Genomic DNA, 19,122 nt, shown 5'->3' on the forward strand with positions numbered 1-19,122 from the left:
AATTAAAGAAAAGTATAATACGATGGAGAATAGAATACCGCACGTTTTGCTTTTTAAGAGTCAAGATTACTTGAACATTTCTGTATTTATCCATAAAAATTACGGTCGATGAAATAGAATGCAATAAAAGATGATGTGAAGAAAATTTCTCCACATAGACAAATTTCATGACAAGTTTTTTAACGTAATTTTAAAACTTTTAATATGATAATAAACTGAATTCGAGCGGTGGGTCTATTTAATAAGGCATATAATTAAAGTAGGATAACGCGTTCGAATGGAAAAAAACAATTAATTAATTTTTTACTGGATATTGTTTTAACATTGGTGTAAAATAGATTTTATAAAAATTGTTTCACTATATTTTTACTTTAAAAAAACATTAGTAAAAGGAGGTATTTGATGAAGTTGAATGATGTTTTGTATAGACGACAGTATAAAATAGTATTATCTTCTGATATTTCAAGCTTAGATTTGTCTTCTTTAAACAGTCTAGGAATCTGGAGTAATCCGAAAGATAAACATTATGTTTTGACATTGAAAAATAATGATGACCCTTACAAAGATCCTGCAGTATTTGAAGAGAAGTTTAAAGAAATTACAGGATTAGGTTCGAAAGATTTTAACTTAGAAACAAAAAATGGACCACTTACTTTACAAGGTGCTGTCGATTCTAGTTGGTTTTGAAAGCGTATAATTTTTAAGTGAATAGAATATAGGGTTTCAATTAAATTTATAATATCGGAGGGATTTTTTATGAAAGATATGAAAAAAATGGAAGAAATATTTCAATCAATGGACAAGAAAGACTTAATGAGTACTACGGGTGGAGCTAAAAGAAAAATTCCTGGATGGGTAAAACTTGCAGATGCTATTGGCGGCGCATTTAACGATGTTACCCGCAATATGGGATACTAAAAGATCTATAAAGAATATGACTATATCATCTGATATAGTCTTTTTTAATTTTTAAAATTCTATTGGAGGAAAAAGATGGAAAAAGTAGATATGTTTAGTAATGAGAATATAGAGTGCTTACTTGATAATATCAAGTTATCAGAAATAGGAATCGACCGTAAAAAAATAAAATCTGAACTTTTGAACCCGCAAGTTCAAAGTGAGATTCTAAAAGAGACTACGAATATTAAAATTAACGGTGCCATTCTAGTTAAAAATCAAGAGTCTAGGATTAATAAGGCAATTGAAAGTATTATCGATTTTTGCGATGAAGTTTATGTTTTTGATACAGGTTCGACTGATAAGACGATTGATACTGTTCGTAATGCTAATTATGATTCTGTAATTTTAAATGAAGTAGCATGGGAGGAAAATTATGCTTATATGAGAAATTATGTAGACGAAAATACACCGGAGGGATGGTTATTCATTATTGATTCTGATGAAGAACTCTTATCTTCCAGTATAAAGTCTCCTGAATTTTTAATTTTTGAATTGGCGGTATTGTCTACTCTTATAAAAACAGATGATATAGCCATAAGGTTTAGACAAGTATTTAATGAAGATAATGAGGTTAACTGGCCCACAAGATTGTACAAAAAAAGTGATACTGCTAGTTTTTTTGGATTTGTCCACGAAGAATTACGTTCCAAGAAGGACATAACGTATATCCCAACAACTATAACTGTCATAAATCACGGAACACTTCCTGACGAGTTAGTAAAATTTGATAAGGAAAAACGTTATTATAATCTTCTCAGGAAGAATATTCTTATTGAGGAAAATAATATGCAATGGTATGCTTTGTTGCCTTTTGATCGTGTAATCAAAGAGGAAAAAAATTGGTACGCTCAAAAATTAGAGTACTATGCACATGAGATTTTAAATCGAAAAATAGAATCGGCCTTCAATGAGCGCTTATTAATAAGTTACATAAAATATTTGATGAGTGAATACCGATTAAATGAAGCTATTGAATTAGCTGATAAAGCTATTACTATGTATCCCGAAAATCCTGACTTTATCTATTTAAAGTACGTAAATAGGCTTAACATCATAGAAAAAGATCTCTTATATATGATTGAAGATTTTAGAGATGAAACAGATAAACTAAAGGATGTTAGGAATGGCAAAGAAGAATGGCTTGCATACAATGCATTAGAGCTATTGCCAGACGTAATGATAAAAATACTTACTAAAGCAGAATATTATGACTATGCTATGGAACTACTAAAGGATGTAAACGTTAAAGTAGGAAAACATAATTTGATTCAACCAGAAATTGACTTTTATAATAAGTACTTAAAAGAGAAATAAAAGCATTAATATTTATTGTTTGTGCTGTGTAATTCTTAAATATTCTAAGTTGATATAGTCAAAATGTTAGGAAGAGGAACGTGAAATTTAAATTAATAAAACAACAAGATGAAAAAGACTGTGGAGTGGCTTGCATTTCCATGGTTTTAAACTATTATAAGACAGAAGTGCCTACAGATGTATTAAGAACTTACTCAGGGACAGATAACGAAGGAACGTCAGTTTATGGTTTGAAAAAATGTATTGAAAAATTTAATTTTGATTGTCAAGCTATCAGAACAAATTCTAGAGTATGGGACGAAAAAGAACTAGTGCTGCCCTTGATTGCTCACGTTTTAATTAATAATGAGTATTTTCATTATGTAGTCGTTTATAAAGTCCAGGGAGAAATATTGTACATTGCCGATCCTGATAAAGGGATGGTAAAAAAAACAGTTGAAGAGTTTGGGGAACAGTGGACTGGAGCATTATTATTGATGGCTCCAAATAAAAAGTACCGTCCCTCCGTCGAGAAAGTTAACGGTATTAGTACTTATTTACCAATCCTTTTGAATGAAAAAGGATTAATATTTAATGTTGTGATAGCTTCATTCTTTATTACTTTATTTGGTCTTTTTAGTTCATATTATTTTCAAGGAATAATTGACTACTTCATTCCAAATAATATAGCGTCCACATTTAACATTATTTCTTTGGGGCTTATTTTTATTTATGTGTTCCAAGTTATTTTGGAGTATATTCGTGGATATTTGCTAACTATATTAGGGCAAAGAATGAGTATCTCAATCATGTTAAGCTATTTTAAACATGTACTTAATTTACCTCTATCTTTTTTCTCCACTAGAAAATCAGGAGAAATTATCTCTCGATTTCTTGATGCTAATAAAATAATTGATGCTTTAGCCAGCGCTACACTATCTATCTTTTTAGATGTTGGAATAGTCATAACAATTGGGATAACTTTGTTTATTCAAAATAAAGGTTTATTTTTTATTGCACTAGGAAGTATACCTTTTTATGGAGTAGCAATTCTGTCATTTGTTAAAATATTTGATCAATTGAATGAAGATGAAATGTCTGCAGGCGCGACAGTCAATGCAAGTATAATTGAAAGTTTAAAAGGTATCGAAACAATTAAAGCATATAATGGAGAACAAAAGGTATATGACAAAGTGGATCAGCAATTTACTAAGTGGATGAAGACATCTTTTAAATTTACCAATTTGGATAATTTACAGCAAAGTTTTAAGCATTTAATCCAATTAATAAGTACAATCCTCGTACTTTGGCTTGGTTCGTATTATGTTATGAATGGATCGATAACTTTAGGACAATTAATTACCTTTAATTCTTTGCTTATATTTTTTACTGAGCCATTACAAAGTATCATTAACTTACAAACAAAAATGCAAGCTGCTCAAGTTGCTAATCGTAGAATCAATGACATATTTGCTATTAAGACAGAAAAACAAGAGAATAGTAACATTAAAAATATTGATAGTTCAATATTCAAAAGTGGGATCACTATAAAAAATGTATCTTTTTCCTACGGGTTAAAAGAACCAGTTTTAAAAAATATATCAACAGTTATAAACGCAGGAGAAAAAGTATCAATTGTCGGTGTTAGTGGATCTGGAAAGTCGACATTAGCTAAGTTAATGGTTAATTTCTATGCACCAATGGATGGAGAATTACTATATAAAAAAATAAATGTATTGGATATTGATCATGAGATTCTAAGAAATCATGTGACTTATGTTCCGCAAGAATCTTTCTTTTTTCATGGAACCATACTAGAAAATTTATTGTTCAGCTCTAATAAAGAAGTTACTTTCGAAAGAATAGTAGAAGTCTGTGAAGATGTACAAATATTAGATTTTGTGAATCTACAAGATCTACGCTTTGATATGATAGTGGAAGAAGGAGCAACTAATTTATCAGGAGGGCAAAAACAACGTTTGGCGATAGCAAGAGCTTTATTAAAAGATGCTGACATCTTGATTTTGGACGAAGCCACCAGTAGCCTAGATCCCATATCAGAGTATAACGTGTTGAGAAATTTAATGCAGCTATCCAATAAAACTATACTTTTTATTGCACATCATTTATCTATAGCTAAGGCAAGTGATAAAGTGTTAGTGCTAGATCAAGGTGAACTGGTGGAACAAGGATCGCACGCTGAACTATTGGAACAAAATGGGATGTATAGAAAATTGTGGGAAATAGATAACTAGAGGTGGAGAAATGAATAATGAGTGGAAAAACACTTCAACAATTTACTTGCAACAGTATTCTCATTACTATCGATGGATACTATACCCACTGTCTATTTTTTTCTTGGGAGTACTTTTATTTCTTTTTTTTGGTTCTTCCGAACAAGTAGTTCATGGTAATGGAATGCTAAGCGCTGAAACTATAATTCCAATTCAAATTCCTGTTGAAGCATCTATCAAAGAAAATAATTTAAAAGAGAATTTAAAGGTAAATAAAGGTGATATTTTGATAGTGTTTGAAATGGATGATCTAGTAGAACAAAAGAATCAACTGGATAGTGAAATAAAAATACTTGATGAAAAAATAGAAAAAACAGATCTTCTTATAAAAAGTTTGCAAAAAGAAGAGAATCTATTTACAGAGGAAGATTCTTATGGATATTCGAATCAGGTTGAATCTTTTCTCAATGAAAAAGAACAAGTATTACAAACTGTACAACAACTTGAAAGTAATTATCAAAATACTAGTCAGATTGCAGAAAAAAATATCTATGAACTAAATAATCAGATACAAAAAAACCAAAATAGAATTAATGAAATGAAGGAAATAAGGATTTCTTGGAGTAAACAACAGATGATTTCAGGTTACAGTGATGAGTACATGTCAAAATACACATCATGGAAGAAACAAATAGATCAGGTGCAAGAAACTGAGAAAGACCGCATAAAATCAGATGTCTTGTCAGAAATAGATCAAACTATTATGCAACTAGATCAAATTATTGATCAATTATCATTACAAAAAGAAGCAATTGAGATACCTGTAGATCCTACATCAGAAGTAAATAGTCAGATAGCTGTTATTAATCAATTAAGGGAGCAAAAAATAGCCGATGCAAAAAATCACTCCAATGAAATGTCGATTGAAAAAAAGGAGAAAGCAATTACCTTAAAAAGTATTGAAAGAGAGCTAACAAGTCAACGTATCTTAGCTCCTGATCAAGGAACTATTCACTTAAAAGAATCTTATGAGAATACAAAAGATATTGCTAAAGGAAGCGTGGTAGCGGAGATTTATAAGAATGATAATCAGAATACGATGGTAGTAGAAGCTCAGGTAACTTCAGAAAAAATGACCGCAATAAACGTTGGTATGCCAATATCAATGAGATTAGATAGTAATGATGGAAGTAAGTATGTTTTAAAAGGAAAAGTAACAGATATCTCAACAACAAGTTCAGTTACTGAAGTAGGTAATTTTTTTGCTGTTAAAGGTCAAGTGAAAATTCCTGTCAACAAACAAGAATTCTTACGCTATGGATTAACTGGTGATGTCTCATTTATAGTTGGGAAAAAAAGTTATTGGGATCAGATAATCGATTTTTTATTTTCTAACAATTAGTTTGTAGAAAATTTAGTGATAAGACAGCATGAAAATTTTTGGATAATAATCAAAAGGGTCAGAAACTTAAAAGTTTTTGACCCCTTATTTAGTCTACATTCAATCGATTATGTAATGGCTCAATTAATTATGTTCAGTTAAATAATAGTTTATGAAGTGTAATTTGAGCTATTTACTTTACAATCAATACTCAATCGATTATTCTAGAATGGTCATTCTAAATAATTGTTTGAAGTGTTTAGTAAGCATGGTTAGTAATTAAAATTAAAAAAATTTAGCGTTTATTAGAATGATTGTTCTATTAAATAGAATATGACGAAAGGAGATACTTTGTGGCTAGACAAAAAGAATTTGATACACATATTGTGTTAGAAAAAGCAATGAATGTCTTTTGGGAAAACGGATACGAGCACACATCAATGCAAAATCTTGTTGACGCTATGGGAATTCACAGAAGAAGCATATATGACACATTCGGCGATAAGCATCACTTATTTATACTTTCACTCAAACTGTATGAGGAGTTAATAATTCAAAAAATTCAAATGAGTATTCTTGAAAGTATGAGTGTGCATGAGAAATTAAAAGCAATGTTTTCGGTAATCATTAGCGATAAAGAGAATCGTTCAGGTTGTTTAATTGTGAATACGGCTGCAGAACTTTCTAACATAGACACAGTTGTTGAAAAAGAAATACAAGATTTTTTTAATCGTGAAGAGGAATTGATTTTTAATATATTGCTTATGGCACAGAAACAAAACGAGATAGCTATATCAACTGATATAGAAGCTTTGTCCTATTTTCTGCACAACGCTTTAATCGGTATACGAGTATTATCAAAAACAACCAACGACAGTGAAAAATTGAATATGATCATTGACCAAACTTTAAAAAATATAAATTAAAGGAGATATCATTATGAAATTTACAGTTATTACAGGAGCAAGTTCTGGAATTGGGTATGAAACAGCATTAGCGTTTGCAACAAAAGGAAAAAACTTGATATTAGTGGCTCGAAGATTGGATAAGTTAGAGGAATTAAAAAAACAAATCCATTCAATCAATCAATCACTTGAAGTTATTTTGAAAGGTTATGATCTATCAAATCGCGATCAAGTCTATAGTTTATACGCAGATTTAAAATCTTATGATATTGAAACTTGGATAAACAATGCAGGATTGGGTGATTCAGATTTAATTATCAACGAGGATCTTCAGAAAATTGAAAATATGCTTCGAGTAAACATTGATGCAGTAACTATCTTATCTACGCTTTATGCACAAGACTATGCTGACGCAGAACAAGCACAATTGATTAACGTTTCTTCTGCTATGGGCTACATGCTTGCCGTTGGGAATATAGTTTATTCTGCGACAAAGTATTATGTTAGTGCCTACACAGAAGGACTAGCAAAGGAATTATCTGGTCATGCTCTAAAAGCCAAAGTATTGGCTCCAGCTATTACTGAAACCGAGTTTATTGATAAAGCCAACAATGTTGAGAATTTTGATTACAGTACTGGAGTTAAAAAATATCACACGGCAAAAGAAATGGCCCAGTTTTTGATTGAGCTTTACGAGAGTAATAACACTGTAGGAATTGTAAATGAAAACTATGATTTCGTTCTAAATGATGGGATTTATCCTGTTTTACAAGGATTATAAAAAGGAGAAGCGAAATGGATAAATTATTTGAAGAAATTACATTAGGTGATATCACCTTAAAAAATCGATTGGTAATGGCACCTATGACGCGAAGTAGAGCAACTGCCGATGGTCTTCCAGGAAAGTTTGCGGCAAAATATTACGGACAGCGCGCTTCCATGGGTTTGATTATCACTGAAGGAGTTCAACCATCTGAACTAGGTCAAGGATATTTGAACACTCCTGGCATTTATACGAGTGAGCAGGCAATGGCTTGGAAGAAGATTATTGATCATGTACACGAAAAAGATGGGAAAATTTTTGTTCAACTAATGCATGTAGGTAGAATGTCTCATCCAGATAATCTAAGTACTCATAAACAAGCGATTGCACCATCCGCAATTGCTCCTGGGGAAAAAATGTTCACTTTAGGTGGTATGAAAGAAATTCCAGTGCCTACTGAAATAAAAACAGAAGATATTCCTACCATTGTCGATCAATATCGAAGCGCTGCAGCACTAGCAATTAAATCTGGTGCAGACGGTGTTGAGATCCATGGCGCAAATGGGTATTTGATTCATCAGTTTTTAGGGGAAAATTCAAATATTCGTAAGGATAATTTTGGCGGATCTATTGAGAATCGTGCTAGATTTGCTTTGGAGGTAACACGAGCAGTAGTGGAAGAAATTGGCGCTTCAAAAGTAGGTATTCGGTTATCTCCAATGAATCACTTAGGGAACGTTGATGAAGGAGAATATGGCGAGGATCTGTATCGATACTTAGTGGCTGAATTAACTGAATATGACCTTGCATACCTACACTTGATGCATGTAGGTAATGAATCTCTATTGGAAGATGTTAGAAATTTGTGGCATACACGATTGATGGTCAATCGTTCCGGAAGACCAATAGAAAATCTTACAGTTGATTTAGACAATAATTTAACAGATCTTGTTTCTGTAGGTGTTTGGTCGCTGGCTAATCCAGACCTAGTAGATAGATTAAGAAATGGTGCACCTCTTAATCCACCTGTTCCTGACACGTTTTACGTAAATCAAGAATAAATTGGTTATACTGATTATCCCACAGTTAATCCATAAATGGATTTTGGGTCATCAATACAGAGTTGTTGATGGCTTATTTATTAAGGAGTGATATTGCTATGAAAGCAGCACAGATAAATAAATACTCTAAAGATATAAATGTTTTAGTCAACGAAGTACCAAAGCCTATAATACAAGAAGATGAAGTACTTATTAAAGTTAAAGTAGTGGCGGTAAATCCATTAGAGATATTAAATATAACAGGCAGTGTAAAACTGATCCAAGATTACCAAAAGCCATTCACTTTAGGTAATGAGTTATCCGGTGTAATCACAGAAGTAGGTAGTAACGTAAAGAATTTTAAAAAGGGCGATTCTGTTTATACTAGATTACCAATTGAAAAAATTGGCGCTTTTGCAGAATTTGTAGCAGTAAATCAAGATGCGGTATGGTTTTTGCCTAAAAACTTAGATTATACCTCTGCGGCGGCCATTCCTTTGACAGGTTTGACAGCTTATCAAGCATTTACAGATATTCTAAAAGTAGAATCCGGGCAATCAGTATTCATTCCAGGAGGTTCTGGGAGTTTTGGACAAATGGCAGTGCCAATTGCCAAGTACCTTGGTTTAAATGTGATAGTGTCAGGAAATTCTGCTTCTAAAAATCGTATATTGAAAGCTGGAGCAGATCAATACTTAGATTACAAGAAAGAAAATTACTGGGAAGTATTGGATAAGGTTGATTATGTAGTAGATACATTAGGCGGAGCTGAAATCGAAAAAGAATTGACCATTATAAAGCCAGGAGGGAAGCTACTTAGCCTTATAGCTGGACCTAATAAGCAATTTGCGATTGAACAACATTTACCTAAATGGAAACAGTGGCTGTTTGGATTAGCTGGTAGAAAACTGGATAGTCAAGCAAAAAAACATAATGTAGATTATCGATTTATTTTTGTAAAATCAAATGGAGAACAATTACACAAGATAACAGAAATTGTAGAAAAAGAAAATATTATACCAGCCATCGATCCTAATACTTTCACATTAGAACAGGTGAATGAGGCAATTTCACTGGTAAAAAACGGGCGGTTACAAGGAAAAGTGGTTATTAAATTCGATTAAGGGAAGGGGAGAGAAGATGACAATACAAACAGACTATTTAACTGCACCTAATTTATTTTTAAAAGGAAAGAAAAATAAATTTGCTTATCGAGAAATGGGGGAAAAGGAAGGAATTCCTCTAGTTTTATTAACCCATCTGTCTGCAACTTTAGATAACTGGGATCCACTAGTAATAAATACTTTGGCAGAAAATCATTGGGTAATTGTGTTTGACAACATAGGTGTAGGTCTTTCTGATGGAAAAGTGCCTAAAACAATTAAAGAAATGGCTGATGGTGCATTAGAGTTTATACATGGTCTAAATATTGAACAAGTTGATCTACTTGGTCTATCCATGGGGGGGATGATAGCTCAAGAGTTAGTTGCAAAAGAACCCCTTCTTGTAAGAAAGTTAATCTTGGTCGGAACCGGTCCTCGAGGAGGGGAAGGGATTTCTGAGGTTACTAAAGTAACCAACAAGGAATTTTTGCGATCTATTTTAACTAGAAAAGACATAAAAACGTACTTGTTCTTTACTGAAACAGAGAATGGAAGAATAAAAGCTGCAGAGTTTTTAGAACGAATCAATACTCGTTCGCAAGCTAAAGATAAAAACATTCGTTTTTCGAGCTATCAGAATCAGCTAACCGCAATCAATCGCTGGGGAAAAGAAAAATCAGCAGATTTGTCCACAATCAGTCAACAGACATTGATTGTGAATGGTGATCATGATCGTATGGTGCCTACAGTAAATTCATACGATCTAGCTAAAAGAATTCCAAAATCGACATTAAAAATCTATCCTGATGCAGGCCATGGATCTCTATTCCAATTTCCAATAGATTTTTCCCAAATAGTTTCAGAATTTATTTATGCAAAATAAAAAAATCCAATGCAATATGTTTGAAAAAAATTTTTTTAAGTCATAAATCTTGTTCTTTTTTTTAATACTTTGAGCTAGAGGGTCAACAGGGTATACTCTGTTGTCCCTTCTGATTTATCAAATTTATAAATCTTTAATAGTGACCAGATAGATTGTGCAAAAATATTTCTCGAATCATAAAAATTCATGATGGATTATTTTGAAAAAAGTGCTCAATGGCCATTGGAAAATCAGAAGCATTCTTTTTTTTAGAACGTATCTTTTGAGGGGGATATTATATTCGAAGATGATTATATTGCTGACAAATTTTTGTTTGTTGAATATTTGCGAGTATCCATTAGCAAGCACAATATGGCTCATCAAAAATACGCATTCATCCCATTCTAAAAATAATTTAAAATTAATTTCAAATCCTTATGTTTAATAGTTATCATCTATTGTTTAAAAATAAACACTTGGTTCATTATAAATTGAAAGTGACACAATCGGATTCTGTCACATTCGTTAAAATCGCTCCATCCTTAGAGGCTCTAAGAGAAAATCACTTTTCTTTTAGCGTCTCTTTTCTATAGCTTGTTTAAATGTGACTTATTATCTGTTATAATCATATTAAGTAACATTTGAGAGGTGACTAAAAATGAAGAGCGTGGAACCGATTCGCGACAAAAAAAAGATCGATGCCATGAAGGCTATTTTGGCTTCCGGAAAATATGGGCAACGAAATTTGGTACTTTTTTCGATCGGGATCAATACGGCCTATCGAATCTCCGATTTGAGACAGTTGAAATTAAGTGACGTGTTAGAAATTTCCCGTGGACGGGTGATTGTCAAAGAACGTCTGGCCATGAAGGAACAAAAAACGGCCAAACACAATTCGGTCTTCATTTCGAACAAATTACGAAAAGTGATTCTCGATTATGTTCAATCCGAATTTCCTGAGCAACTGCAAGTACAGGACTTCAGCAATTATTTGTTTCCAAGTCGAAAAGGAGCAGACACGCCGTTGACCCGACAAAGCCTTTGGCGAATCATTCATGAAGCAGGAACGGCGGTTGGGTTGAAAGAAATTGGTCCCCATTCGATGCGCAAGACTTTCGGCTATTTTTTATATAAGCAAGGGACCAAAACAGAGATTATTCAGTCGCTGCTCAACCATTCTTCGCAACGGGAGACTTTACGCTATATTGGGATCACCCAGGAAGACAAGGACACCGCTGTAAAGAGTTTGGATCTATGACAGAATAACGCACTATATAATAGAAGGAAAAATTCAAGAGGTGAGAATATGAGCGAAGAAAAGCGTCCTAAATTTCCTGATAAATACCACTTATCTCGCAAAGAATCGGTGTATTTATTGAAGAAAAACATTGTGGAACTGGTGTATAATGCTATAATGCGGGGAAATTTGAAGGGTTAAACACAACGTTGTTACAAACAGAAGAGATTATTAAGTATAATCGGGCCAATAACGTGGCGGTAGATGATGTCCTGACCGTCGTTAACTTAAAAAGAGGCTTTGAAATGCTTTTAAACGACGTACAGGAGCCCTTAATAGAGACAAGTAAGCGGATTAATCGGGTAGTTGCAGCAGAAGACGCTCTTTTTTCTGGTGAAATACGAACAGGTGGGATCGCAGCATCGACTATTCAAGGAAGATCTATTCCACCAATGTTAACTGAAGCTGAGGTAGGGGATCGATACCAGGGATTAATGGATCAAAGTATATCGGAAACTGAAAAAGCGTTGTATCTGTTTTTATTTATTACAAAATATCAAATATTTTGTAATGGGAATAAGAGAACAGCGTTGTTAACTGCTAATAAGATCATGTTAAGAAAGGGTATTGGATTACTGTCGATACCTGAATCTGTTTTCGAAAAGTTTAATAAGCTCTTATCCAGATACTATAATAGTAGTCAAGTTATTGATGAGTTGGAAATGTTATCGTTTATGTATGAACACTGTATCTTTGGTATTAATTATTAGTAAATAATTTGAGAAGTAGCTGTTTTTCTCAAATTAAATGGCTATTCCTTTTTAAAGCTAATAATTAGTGAAGATTCATGAGAAATATTTGACAAAATAGTACAAAGATGAGAATATAATAGTGTAGATAACTTGAGTATCTACTATAGCTGTGATAATCTTCGGTGCGCTGGAATGCACTGATGGTTTGAGCTTTAATAGGGTTGTGTGTGTACACCTCAAACCAGCAATTAAAACACTCATAATTTAACTTTTAGAGATTTCGTAAAGAAATCTCTTTTTTTGTAAGGAAATAACAATGGAAAATAATGACATATTATATCAAGCAGCCAAAATTTTTGAAGAAATTAAATCCTATAAAATTGAGATTATAATAGGAAGAAAAGGTCATGCGGAAGTATTCACAATTGTTTTTGAAGATAGTGATTTTCATCATCTGGCTGGGCTACACAAATTAACTGACATAGTACAAGTCTATAAGCAAAATGCGAGCATAGTTTTCTCGAAAATACTTAAAAGAGAAATATGCTTAAGTGATTTAGAAGCATCCTCTTTTTATCCTGTAATAGAAGACAGAATATTAATACTCTTATCCCTAAAAGAACTATTTTTCAATATAAATAGTGTTTTTAAATTTAGAAAAGTAATGATTCCAAATAGTAAAATCCGATGGACATATCTTCTTGAGTTTACCTATAATACAACTGATTTAGGATATCTATTTTTGGAAGAATATAGAACAATGCCTACTAATTATGTGTGTGTTTCAAATTTCAAGAAAAATATAGACTATGGATTAGGGCAGATCAAGTATATATTGCTTCAAGCAAAAGCAATACACAAACTTTCAGGAGAAGAAGATGTCTGGTACAAAAATCCTGCATACAAAGAGTGACGGTACTCAATTCCTTACATAATATATAATTATGTTGCTATAGGGAAGGCCTTTTAACGTCTATATATAAATATTACTAGATAACTTAGTAAAAAAACTCGTATCATTAAGTTTTACTTTAGAAAAATAACTTATTTCTCCAAAATTACATTCTCGGGTAATGATGTGTTATACTAATTGTAGTGATATATTTTGAATCGTATTAAGAGTGCTATACTTAAATTTATACTCTCCTTTTGCTAATCAAATATTTATTGCAACAAAACGCATACTAGAGATGCACAAGGAGGAAACAATATGAATAAAGGTACAGTAAAATGGTTTAATTCAGATAAAGGTTTTGGGTTCATTACAGGAGAAGATGGTCAAGATGTATTTGCTCATTTTTCAGCAATTCAAGCGGATGGATTTAAATCTTTAGATGAAGGTCAAGCAGTTACTTTCGATACTGAAGAAGGTCAACGTGGTATGCAAGCCGTTAATATTTACAAAGCATAAAAGTGTCTTTTAACCCGTCTCAACAAGTTTGAGACGGGTTTTTCATACTTTAAAGGAGGAAAAATTATGAGCTTTTCACAATGGAAACCACAAGAACCTTCAGTAGAAGGACAAGCATTTCATAAAGACCAACACGTCTTGTTTAGATATAGGAAAAAACAAGTAGTTGGAATAATCATAAAGCTGTTAGGTAATTCGGCTGTTGTTACCTTATCGACTGCAGCAGTAACCGACACCTCAGAAAAAACAGTTATAAATTATAAAGAAATGCTAAGTATCTAAATCAGACCTATGGATCTGTCATGTCTTGGGCACGCTATAATAGTGATGTTTTATAAAGTATATCACTTGCTTAAATCCATTTTATAGCATAAGGTGTTAATTAACATGTAATACTATCTGAAGAGATTTTAAGATGAATGCTTGGGGAAGTATTTCAGACTCTGTCATAAAGAGTCATTAGCAATATTGAGTTGGATTTTTTATTAAATTCACGACTCAAAAAGAGGGCAGCTATGATCATTTTGGGTATACATATTTAATGTGAACCAGTGATTTTAGTTCTCTTTTTTAGTTTACATAAGATATATTATGCAAAGTTGATGATTTTAAACAGCTACTTATCAGGGCTTTTAATGTTTTAAATAAATTTATGTTAACCAAATGGCTTTTTATCATACGTATTATTTAACCTAATAACGCGTAAATTACCAAAGGAGCAGAAACATAAATGTCGCTGCTCCTTTCTCTATTCATTTTTCGGGGACTTAATCAGAATCTATTTCTTTATTCCAGATTTACTAGCTCTGATAATTTTTCTGCGATTTTTTCCATAGATTCTTCAGTAGTATTAAGGCCACTTCTGGAACCGAGCAAGGGACTCACTTCGCGTAAATCTTCATAAGTTGTTTCGTGTACTATTGGTACTAACAAGTCTCTAGCTAATAATGCTGATAATTCCTTATCTGCAACGCCTTCTCCAGTAATACGTTTAAGAAATGAAGGAGTGACTAGGACTATTCCGACCCTAGATTTTACCAGACCTTTATCAATTTCGCGAAGTAAAGATGAACCTAAGAGAACATCTTTTTCACTAAACCAAACAGACACGCCTTTTTTTTCTAAGAGATCATGTAATTCTTTAGCAGCGTTTTTACGATCATCCCACGCGTGACAAAGAAATACGTCTCTTAGATCAGGCAATATGGAACGTTCCTCTACTCTTTTTCGCACCGGAGTAAGTGTACGAACTTCTTCAGCTGTATATAAAATAGTAGAATTGGATGGAGCCCAACTGACCCGTTTACTTCTACTTCGGTTAGAACTGGTATGATTAGTAGTTGAGGGAGTCGATGAGTAATATGAAGGATATGAGTTATAAGAGCTATAACTTCGATAACCTCCCCCACATGCTGGGCATGCTTGTCTTCCGCTCTCAGTTCGGTGGCCCCTACTTGGTGCAGTGCATCGTGCCATATATTAATTTCCTCCTATTTACTTTTAGTGTAGCGCTTTCAATTTATTTTACCATTAGTAAGCTGACCTTACAATTGTGGTCAGAAAATTACTTGTTTCTGGACATTTCATAGCTCTTTAGTACCTCAATTAATTAGGTTAGAAAGTTACTTTTTTAGGAATCATCAGAGTATATTACTTTGTCAAAGTTCTTAGGCTTGAGTTGGTTTGACTTTATTCAAGACATTGAAATTGAGCACATAAAAAAGACAGCATGATCATCTAATCGATAATGATCATACTGTCTTCTTTTATTCGATATACAGTTTGTCTCGTAATATTATAGTCTTTTGCAATCTTTGAGATAGCAACTCCATTCTCAAGATCATTAACGATGCTTTTATAAACTAGGCGACGTTGAGGATCTTTTGCGTCTGCGCTATATAGCTTGGGCCTTCCTTTGTAAACACCATTCGCTTTTGCAATCCTAATTCCCTGTGCCTGTCGGCGTTTTGATTCAGTACGTTCTTGTTCAGCAATCATGGCTAAGATTTGAATGATCAAATCTTTGATGAATTTATCCAAGAGAGGATTTCCGATTGCTTCAGCCATGATCGGTAAACTGGTGATAATAAGTCGCACGTTTTTCTTCTTTAGATAATTAACTGAATCGATAATCTCGTCATAATTGCGTCCAAGTCGATCGATGGCTTCTACAATAAAAATATCTTGCTCTCTGACAAAATCTAAAGCTTCCTGGAAAATTGGACGATGACTAATAGTAGCTCCAGATTGTTTCTCTATGAAAATTTTTTCAGCACCAAACTTTTTCATTTCTTCAATTTGACGTTGTTCATTTTGATCGATCGATGAAACTCGGATATATGCAATTTTCAATATTTTTTACCTGCTTTCTCGAACAATATAAAACACACCCTAATCATACATTGGAAAACCATATTTTTCAATGTTATATTCATGTCTATTTAGGGTACGCTTTAAATATACAATTTGATTTAGAATGATAAAAGCCAAACACCTTATAAAAAGCATGCCCCTCCTTTTCGGTGGGATTAAGTATTTTTGATGTTCCACAAAATCGGCGAGAATTATAAAAGTTTTAAATAGTTATTTTAAAAAAATGACCATTGCAATTAAATGATGATAGGTTGTATAATTAATAATATAAGGATTTCGTTGATTGATGTCCCAGATTTTATGTTTGAACTTAATTGATCTTAATTTCAAAGGAGAGTAAAAGATGAACAATTTTTCGAAAGCTTTACGTGAAAAGAACTTTAAATATTTAGTTACATTATTCTGCAGTATGATGATGCTCACTATCGTATTCCCTCCCGTCCAAGTGAGTGCAACAGAAGCATCCAATGTTCAAAATGAAGAAATAACAAATGACCAAATTAACAAGTTAGACAAATATGTTTTGTTTAGCGAAGATGGTTTTTATAGCATATCCGAAACAGCGTCTACCGAACTTTCTTCTAATGAATATGCATTACTAGTTGAAAAAATCAATGATGCAAACAGTATGGTTGAAAGCTTACAGGTTGATTCAAAAACTGAAAAATTGTATATTGATGTTAATGAAAAAACTGTAACGATCGAAAAGACTGGTAATAACGCCTATCTTAGAGCATATAAACAAGGAAAAACAGCAATTAAAGGTTACTGGTGGGGCACGAGAATCTGGATTTCAAAAAGCGCAGCAAATAATCTTTCTACTGGAATTTCAATTGGAGGAGTTTTCATTAAATCAAATCTAATTGGTTTAGCAGTTGCTTTAGGAGGTGTCGCTTTATCAAATGTGCCTGGAGGTTTTGTATTTAACGTATCTACCATATTCGTACCTGGCATGACATTTAGTGGGACTTCAATACCGTGGGGATTTGAATGGCAATAAAAAAGAAGGTGAGCTAACATGAAAATTTCTAAATTTAAAATTTATCATATAATTTTAGTCGTTGTTTTTATTTTAGCTTTAGTATTTCTAAAATATGATCAAAGTTTGTATCGAAATATTTTTTATATAATCTTAATTATTTCTTTAATTGTAAAAATTATATATGATTATGTAAAAAAAAGTAAAACAACTAAAAAATTTAACTGATTAAAAAATAGCAATGACAAAAGAGCGAATCTATAAAAGATCCGCTTTTTTTGTTTACTACCATGTCCGGTTGTATTTTACTTACGAATATGGTCTATTTGAGCGATAAAGAAGGTAATCGAATTGAGGATTAAAAAGGAGTAAACGATTGAGATTACTTACTTTAAACGGAGAAGCGGTTGTAAAAAAATTGGTGAATCACGCAATCAGGTCTTTAAAGACTAAGCAACAAACGGAATATTTTTCTAATCTTATAAAGGATAATGAAAATATCACCTGACAATTTCTAACAATTTTTAAATTATAGTTATGAAAACCTTAATATACCTTGTTTTTTTTAAGTGCAAGTGTTGACTTTCAGTTTGGATGCTGATATTATATGTATGTGAACATTTAAAAAAAACGAGAACCTGTACCGCTTCACTTCCTTTTATAATGTATTTTAGGCAGTCAAGTATCTTATAAATCACGGCAATGATTTATAAGATTAGTTGTATCAGTTTTTCCAAGATGATTGGTACGACAGCGTTTATGAAATCCGTCAAGTCTAACAACCCGTTGGCATGACACCAGTATAGTACAATAGTTAAAAGCACCAAGAATAGCAAAAACAATGCTATAAGTATAAGTTTAAGATTGTTGTCGTTTTTCTGAGGTGGTTCAGATGACACGTTTTGGATAACCGTTATGTGGTTAACGGGTCCATAGTAATTGTTTGTATTTAACATAATAATTGCGGCACATTGTTCTCGTATTTATATGACTACCTTTCTTGATTATAACACACTTTCGTGTTAAAAGTCAAGCTATTTGTTTTTTTCACATTGTAAGTTAATTTATGTGTAATGATATTCTTAAAAAGCAGAGATTTTTCTATATCAATATTGTATATACATCAAAGATAACTGTAAACTTAAATCGCTAAAGACTTAATTAATAAAAGCCATTCACTTTGTAAAGTGAATGGCTTTTTCTTTGATGTTATTCGTTTTTCTCATAAGAATATCATCCAGCTATACACCACTTTAAATCGGTCACAGTTGATATTAAGTAATTCCTTGCAAATTCTAAATCAACAATCCAATCCTTGATCTGTTTCTTCTTTAAAATTAAGGGCATGCGGTCATGTATAGGTTGTACAGTTTTATTTGGCTTTGTTGTCATGATAATTGATTCTGTTTCGAATCCAGCACCAGTTTTATGAATTCGATAGAAGCCAGCAACATACATTACTTCAGTTTCTTCATCTGAGAAAAGGATCTTATTTTTTTCTTGATCCCACTCATAAAATCCGGTCATTGGAAACACGCAGCGACTCTCTTTAAAAGGCTTGGAAAATGTCTTTTTTTCTTCTACTGTTTCCGCCCGTGCATTGATCATGAGCTGGCCTTTTTTGAATCCTTGGAATCCCCACTTGGTAACGCCAGGAACAATTTGTGAATCTTTATTAAGGCCAAGTGTAACCACATGATTTGAAGGAAAAATTTCATTATATCCAACTCGGACTTGCTTACTGGCAGCATTTAAAACAACGTGATCATAGTAGCTTTTTAGTTCTTCTGAAGATAAATCAAAAAAATATCTTCCACACATATTCTCCC

18 protein-coding genes and 1 pseudogene are annotated in these 19,122 nt (G+C 32.6%); 16 read left to right on the forward strand and 3 right to left on the reverse strand.

The window, feature by feature from the left end; all coding sequences use genetic code 11:
• Nucleotides 1-402 precede the first annotated feature (402 nt).
• The 15 genes and pseudogenes from IGI89_RS16275 to IGI89_RS16345 all read left to right on the forward strand — a co-directional run bounded on the left by IGI89_RS16275 (nt 403) and on the right by IGI89_RS16345 (nt 14,223).
• On the forward strand, nt 403-687 hold the full coding sequence (locus IGI89_RS16275; RefSeq protein ID WP_081119564.1) for a hypothetical protein: 285 nt from the start codon (nt 403-405) through the stop codon (nt 685-687).
• A gap of 69 nt (nt 688-756) precedes the next feature.
• Nucleotides 757-918 carry a hypothetical protein gene (locus IGI89_RS16280; RefSeq protein ID WP_164888641.1) on the forward strand — a complete coding sequence of 54 codons (162 nt, stop codon included), beginning with the start codon at nt 757-759 and terminating at the stop codon, nt 916-918.
• A gap of 75 nt (nt 919-993) precedes the next feature.
• On the forward strand, nt 994-2,274 hold the full coding sequence (locus IGI89_RS16285) for a hypothetical protein (protein ID WP_438735866.1): 1,281 nt from the start codon (nt 994-996) through the stop codon (nt 2,272-2,274).
• A gap of 80 nt (nt 2,275-2,354) precedes the next feature.
• Complete coding sequence (locus IGI89_RS16290) at nt 2,355-4,508, forward strand: peptide cleavage/export ABC transporter (RefSeq protein WP_438735867.1); 2,154 nt, start codon at nt 2,355-2,357, stop codon at nt 4,506-4,508.
• A gap of 10 nt (nt 4,509-4,518) precedes the next feature.
• Nucleotides 4,519-5,889: a bacteriocin secretion accessory protein gene (locus tag IGI89_RS16295; protein WP_438735868.1), complete on the forward strand. Its 1,371-nt coding sequence runs from the start codon at nt 4,519-4,521 to the stop codon at nt 5,887-5,889.
• Between the two features lie 332 nt (nt 5,890-6,221).
• Entirely contained in the window at nt 6,222-6,794 is a 573-nt protein-coding gene (locus IGI89_RS16300) for a TetR/AcrR family transcriptional regulator (protein WP_438735869.1), read from the forward strand.
• A gap of 13 nt (nt 6,795-6,807) precedes the next feature.
• Complete coding sequence (locus tag IGI89_RS16305; protein WP_438735870.1) at nt 6,808-7,554, forward strand: SDR family NAD(P)-dependent oxidoreductase; 747 nt, start codon at nt 6,808-6,810, stop codon at nt 7,552-7,554.
• A gap of 14 nt (nt 7,555-7,568) precedes the next feature.
• Nucleotides 7,569-8,597, forward strand: a complete 1,029-nt coding sequence (locus IGI89_RS16310; protein ID WP_438735872.1) for an alkene reductase — start codon at nt 7,569-7,571, stop codon at nt 8,595-8,597.
• 98 nt (nt 8,598-8,695) lie between these two features.
• Entirely contained in the window at nt 8,696-9,700 is a 1,005-nt protein-coding gene (locus tag IGI89_RS16315; protein ID WP_438735873.1) for an NADP-dependent oxidoreductase, read from the forward strand.
• A gap of 16 nt (nt 9,701-9,716) precedes the next feature.
• Nucleotides 9,717-10,562 carry an alpha/beta fold hydrolase gene (locus IGI89_RS16320; RefSeq protein ID WP_438735874.1) on the forward strand — a complete coding sequence of 282 codons (846 nt, stop codon included), beginning with the start codon at nt 9,717-9,719 and terminating at the stop codon, nt 10,560-10,562.
• A gap of 637 nt (nt 10,563-11,199) precedes the next feature.
• On the forward strand, nt 11,200-11,799 hold the full coding sequence (locus IGI89_RS16325) for a tyrosine-type recombinase/integrase (protein ID WP_008382128.1): 600 nt from the start codon (nt 11,200-11,202) through the stop codon (nt 11,797-11,799).
• A gap of 48 nt (nt 11,800-11,847) precedes the next feature.
• Nucleotides 11,848-12,548, forward strand: a pseudogene (locus tag IGI89_RS16330) (hypothetical protein).
• 298 nt (nt 12,549-12,846) lie between these two features.
• Nucleotides 12,847-13,443 (forward strand): PBECR4 domain-containing protein, encoded by a 597-nt coding sequence (locus tag IGI89_RS16335; RefSeq protein ID WP_438735875.1) that lies wholly within the window; start codon nt 12,847-12,849, stop codon nt 13,441-13,443.
• Between the two features lie 297 nt (nt 13,444-13,740).
• Nucleotides 13,741-13,941 carry a cold-shock protein gene (locus IGI89_RS16340; protein WP_042890051.1) on the forward strand — a complete coding sequence of 67 codons (201 nt, stop codon included), beginning with the start codon at nt 13,741-13,743 and terminating at the stop codon, nt 13,939-13,941.
• 66 nt (nt 13,942-14,007) lie between these two features.
• Nucleotides 14,008-14,223 carry a hypothetical protein gene (locus tag IGI89_RS16345; protein WP_301390011.1) on the forward strand — a complete coding sequence of 72 codons (216 nt, stop codon included), beginning with the start codon at nt 14,008-14,010 and terminating at the stop codon, nt 14,221-14,223.
• A 504-nt stretch (nt 14,224-14,727) separates the two neighbouring features.
• Here the strand turns inward: IGI89_RS16345 and IGI89_RS16350 are convergent.
• On the reverse strand, nt 14,728-15,144 hold the full coding sequence (locus tag IGI89_RS16350; protein WP_311956200.1) for a toll/interleukin-1 receptor domain-containing protein: 417 nt from the start codon (nt 15,142-15,144) through the stop codon (nt 14,728-14,730).
• Between the two features lie 534 nt (nt 15,145-15,678).
• On the reverse strand, nt 15,679-16,293 hold the full coding sequence (locus tag IGI89_RS16355; protein WP_438735876.1) for a recombinase family protein: 615 nt from the start codon (nt 16,291-16,293) through the stop codon (nt 15,679-15,681).
• A 364-nt stretch (nt 16,294-16,657) separates the two neighbouring features.
• Here IGI89_RS16355 and IGI89_RS16360 point away from each other — a divergent pair, with 364 nt between their 5' ends.
• Entirely contained in the window at nt 16,658-17,314 is a 657-nt protein-coding gene (locus IGI89_RS16360) for a hypothetical protein (RefSeq protein WP_160806150.1), read from the forward strand.
• 1,212 nt (nt 17,315-18,526) lie between these two features.
• On the opposite strand, the gene IGI89_RS16365 is transcribed toward IGI89_RS16360, so the two are convergent.
• Nucleotides 18,527-19,114 (reverse strand): SOS response-associated peptidase, encoded by a 588-nt coding sequence (locus tag IGI89_RS16365; RefSeq protein ID WP_438735913.1) that lies wholly within the window; start codon nt 19,112-19,114, stop codon nt 18,527-18,529.
• Nucleotides 19,115-19,122 lie beyond the last annotated feature (8 nt).

Source organism: Enterococcus sp. AZ141, from assembly GCF_051714385.1.
GTDB classification, from domain to species: domain Bacteria; phylum Bacillota; class Bacilli; order Lactobacillales; family Enterococcaceae; genus Enterococcus_D; species Enterococcus_D entomosocium.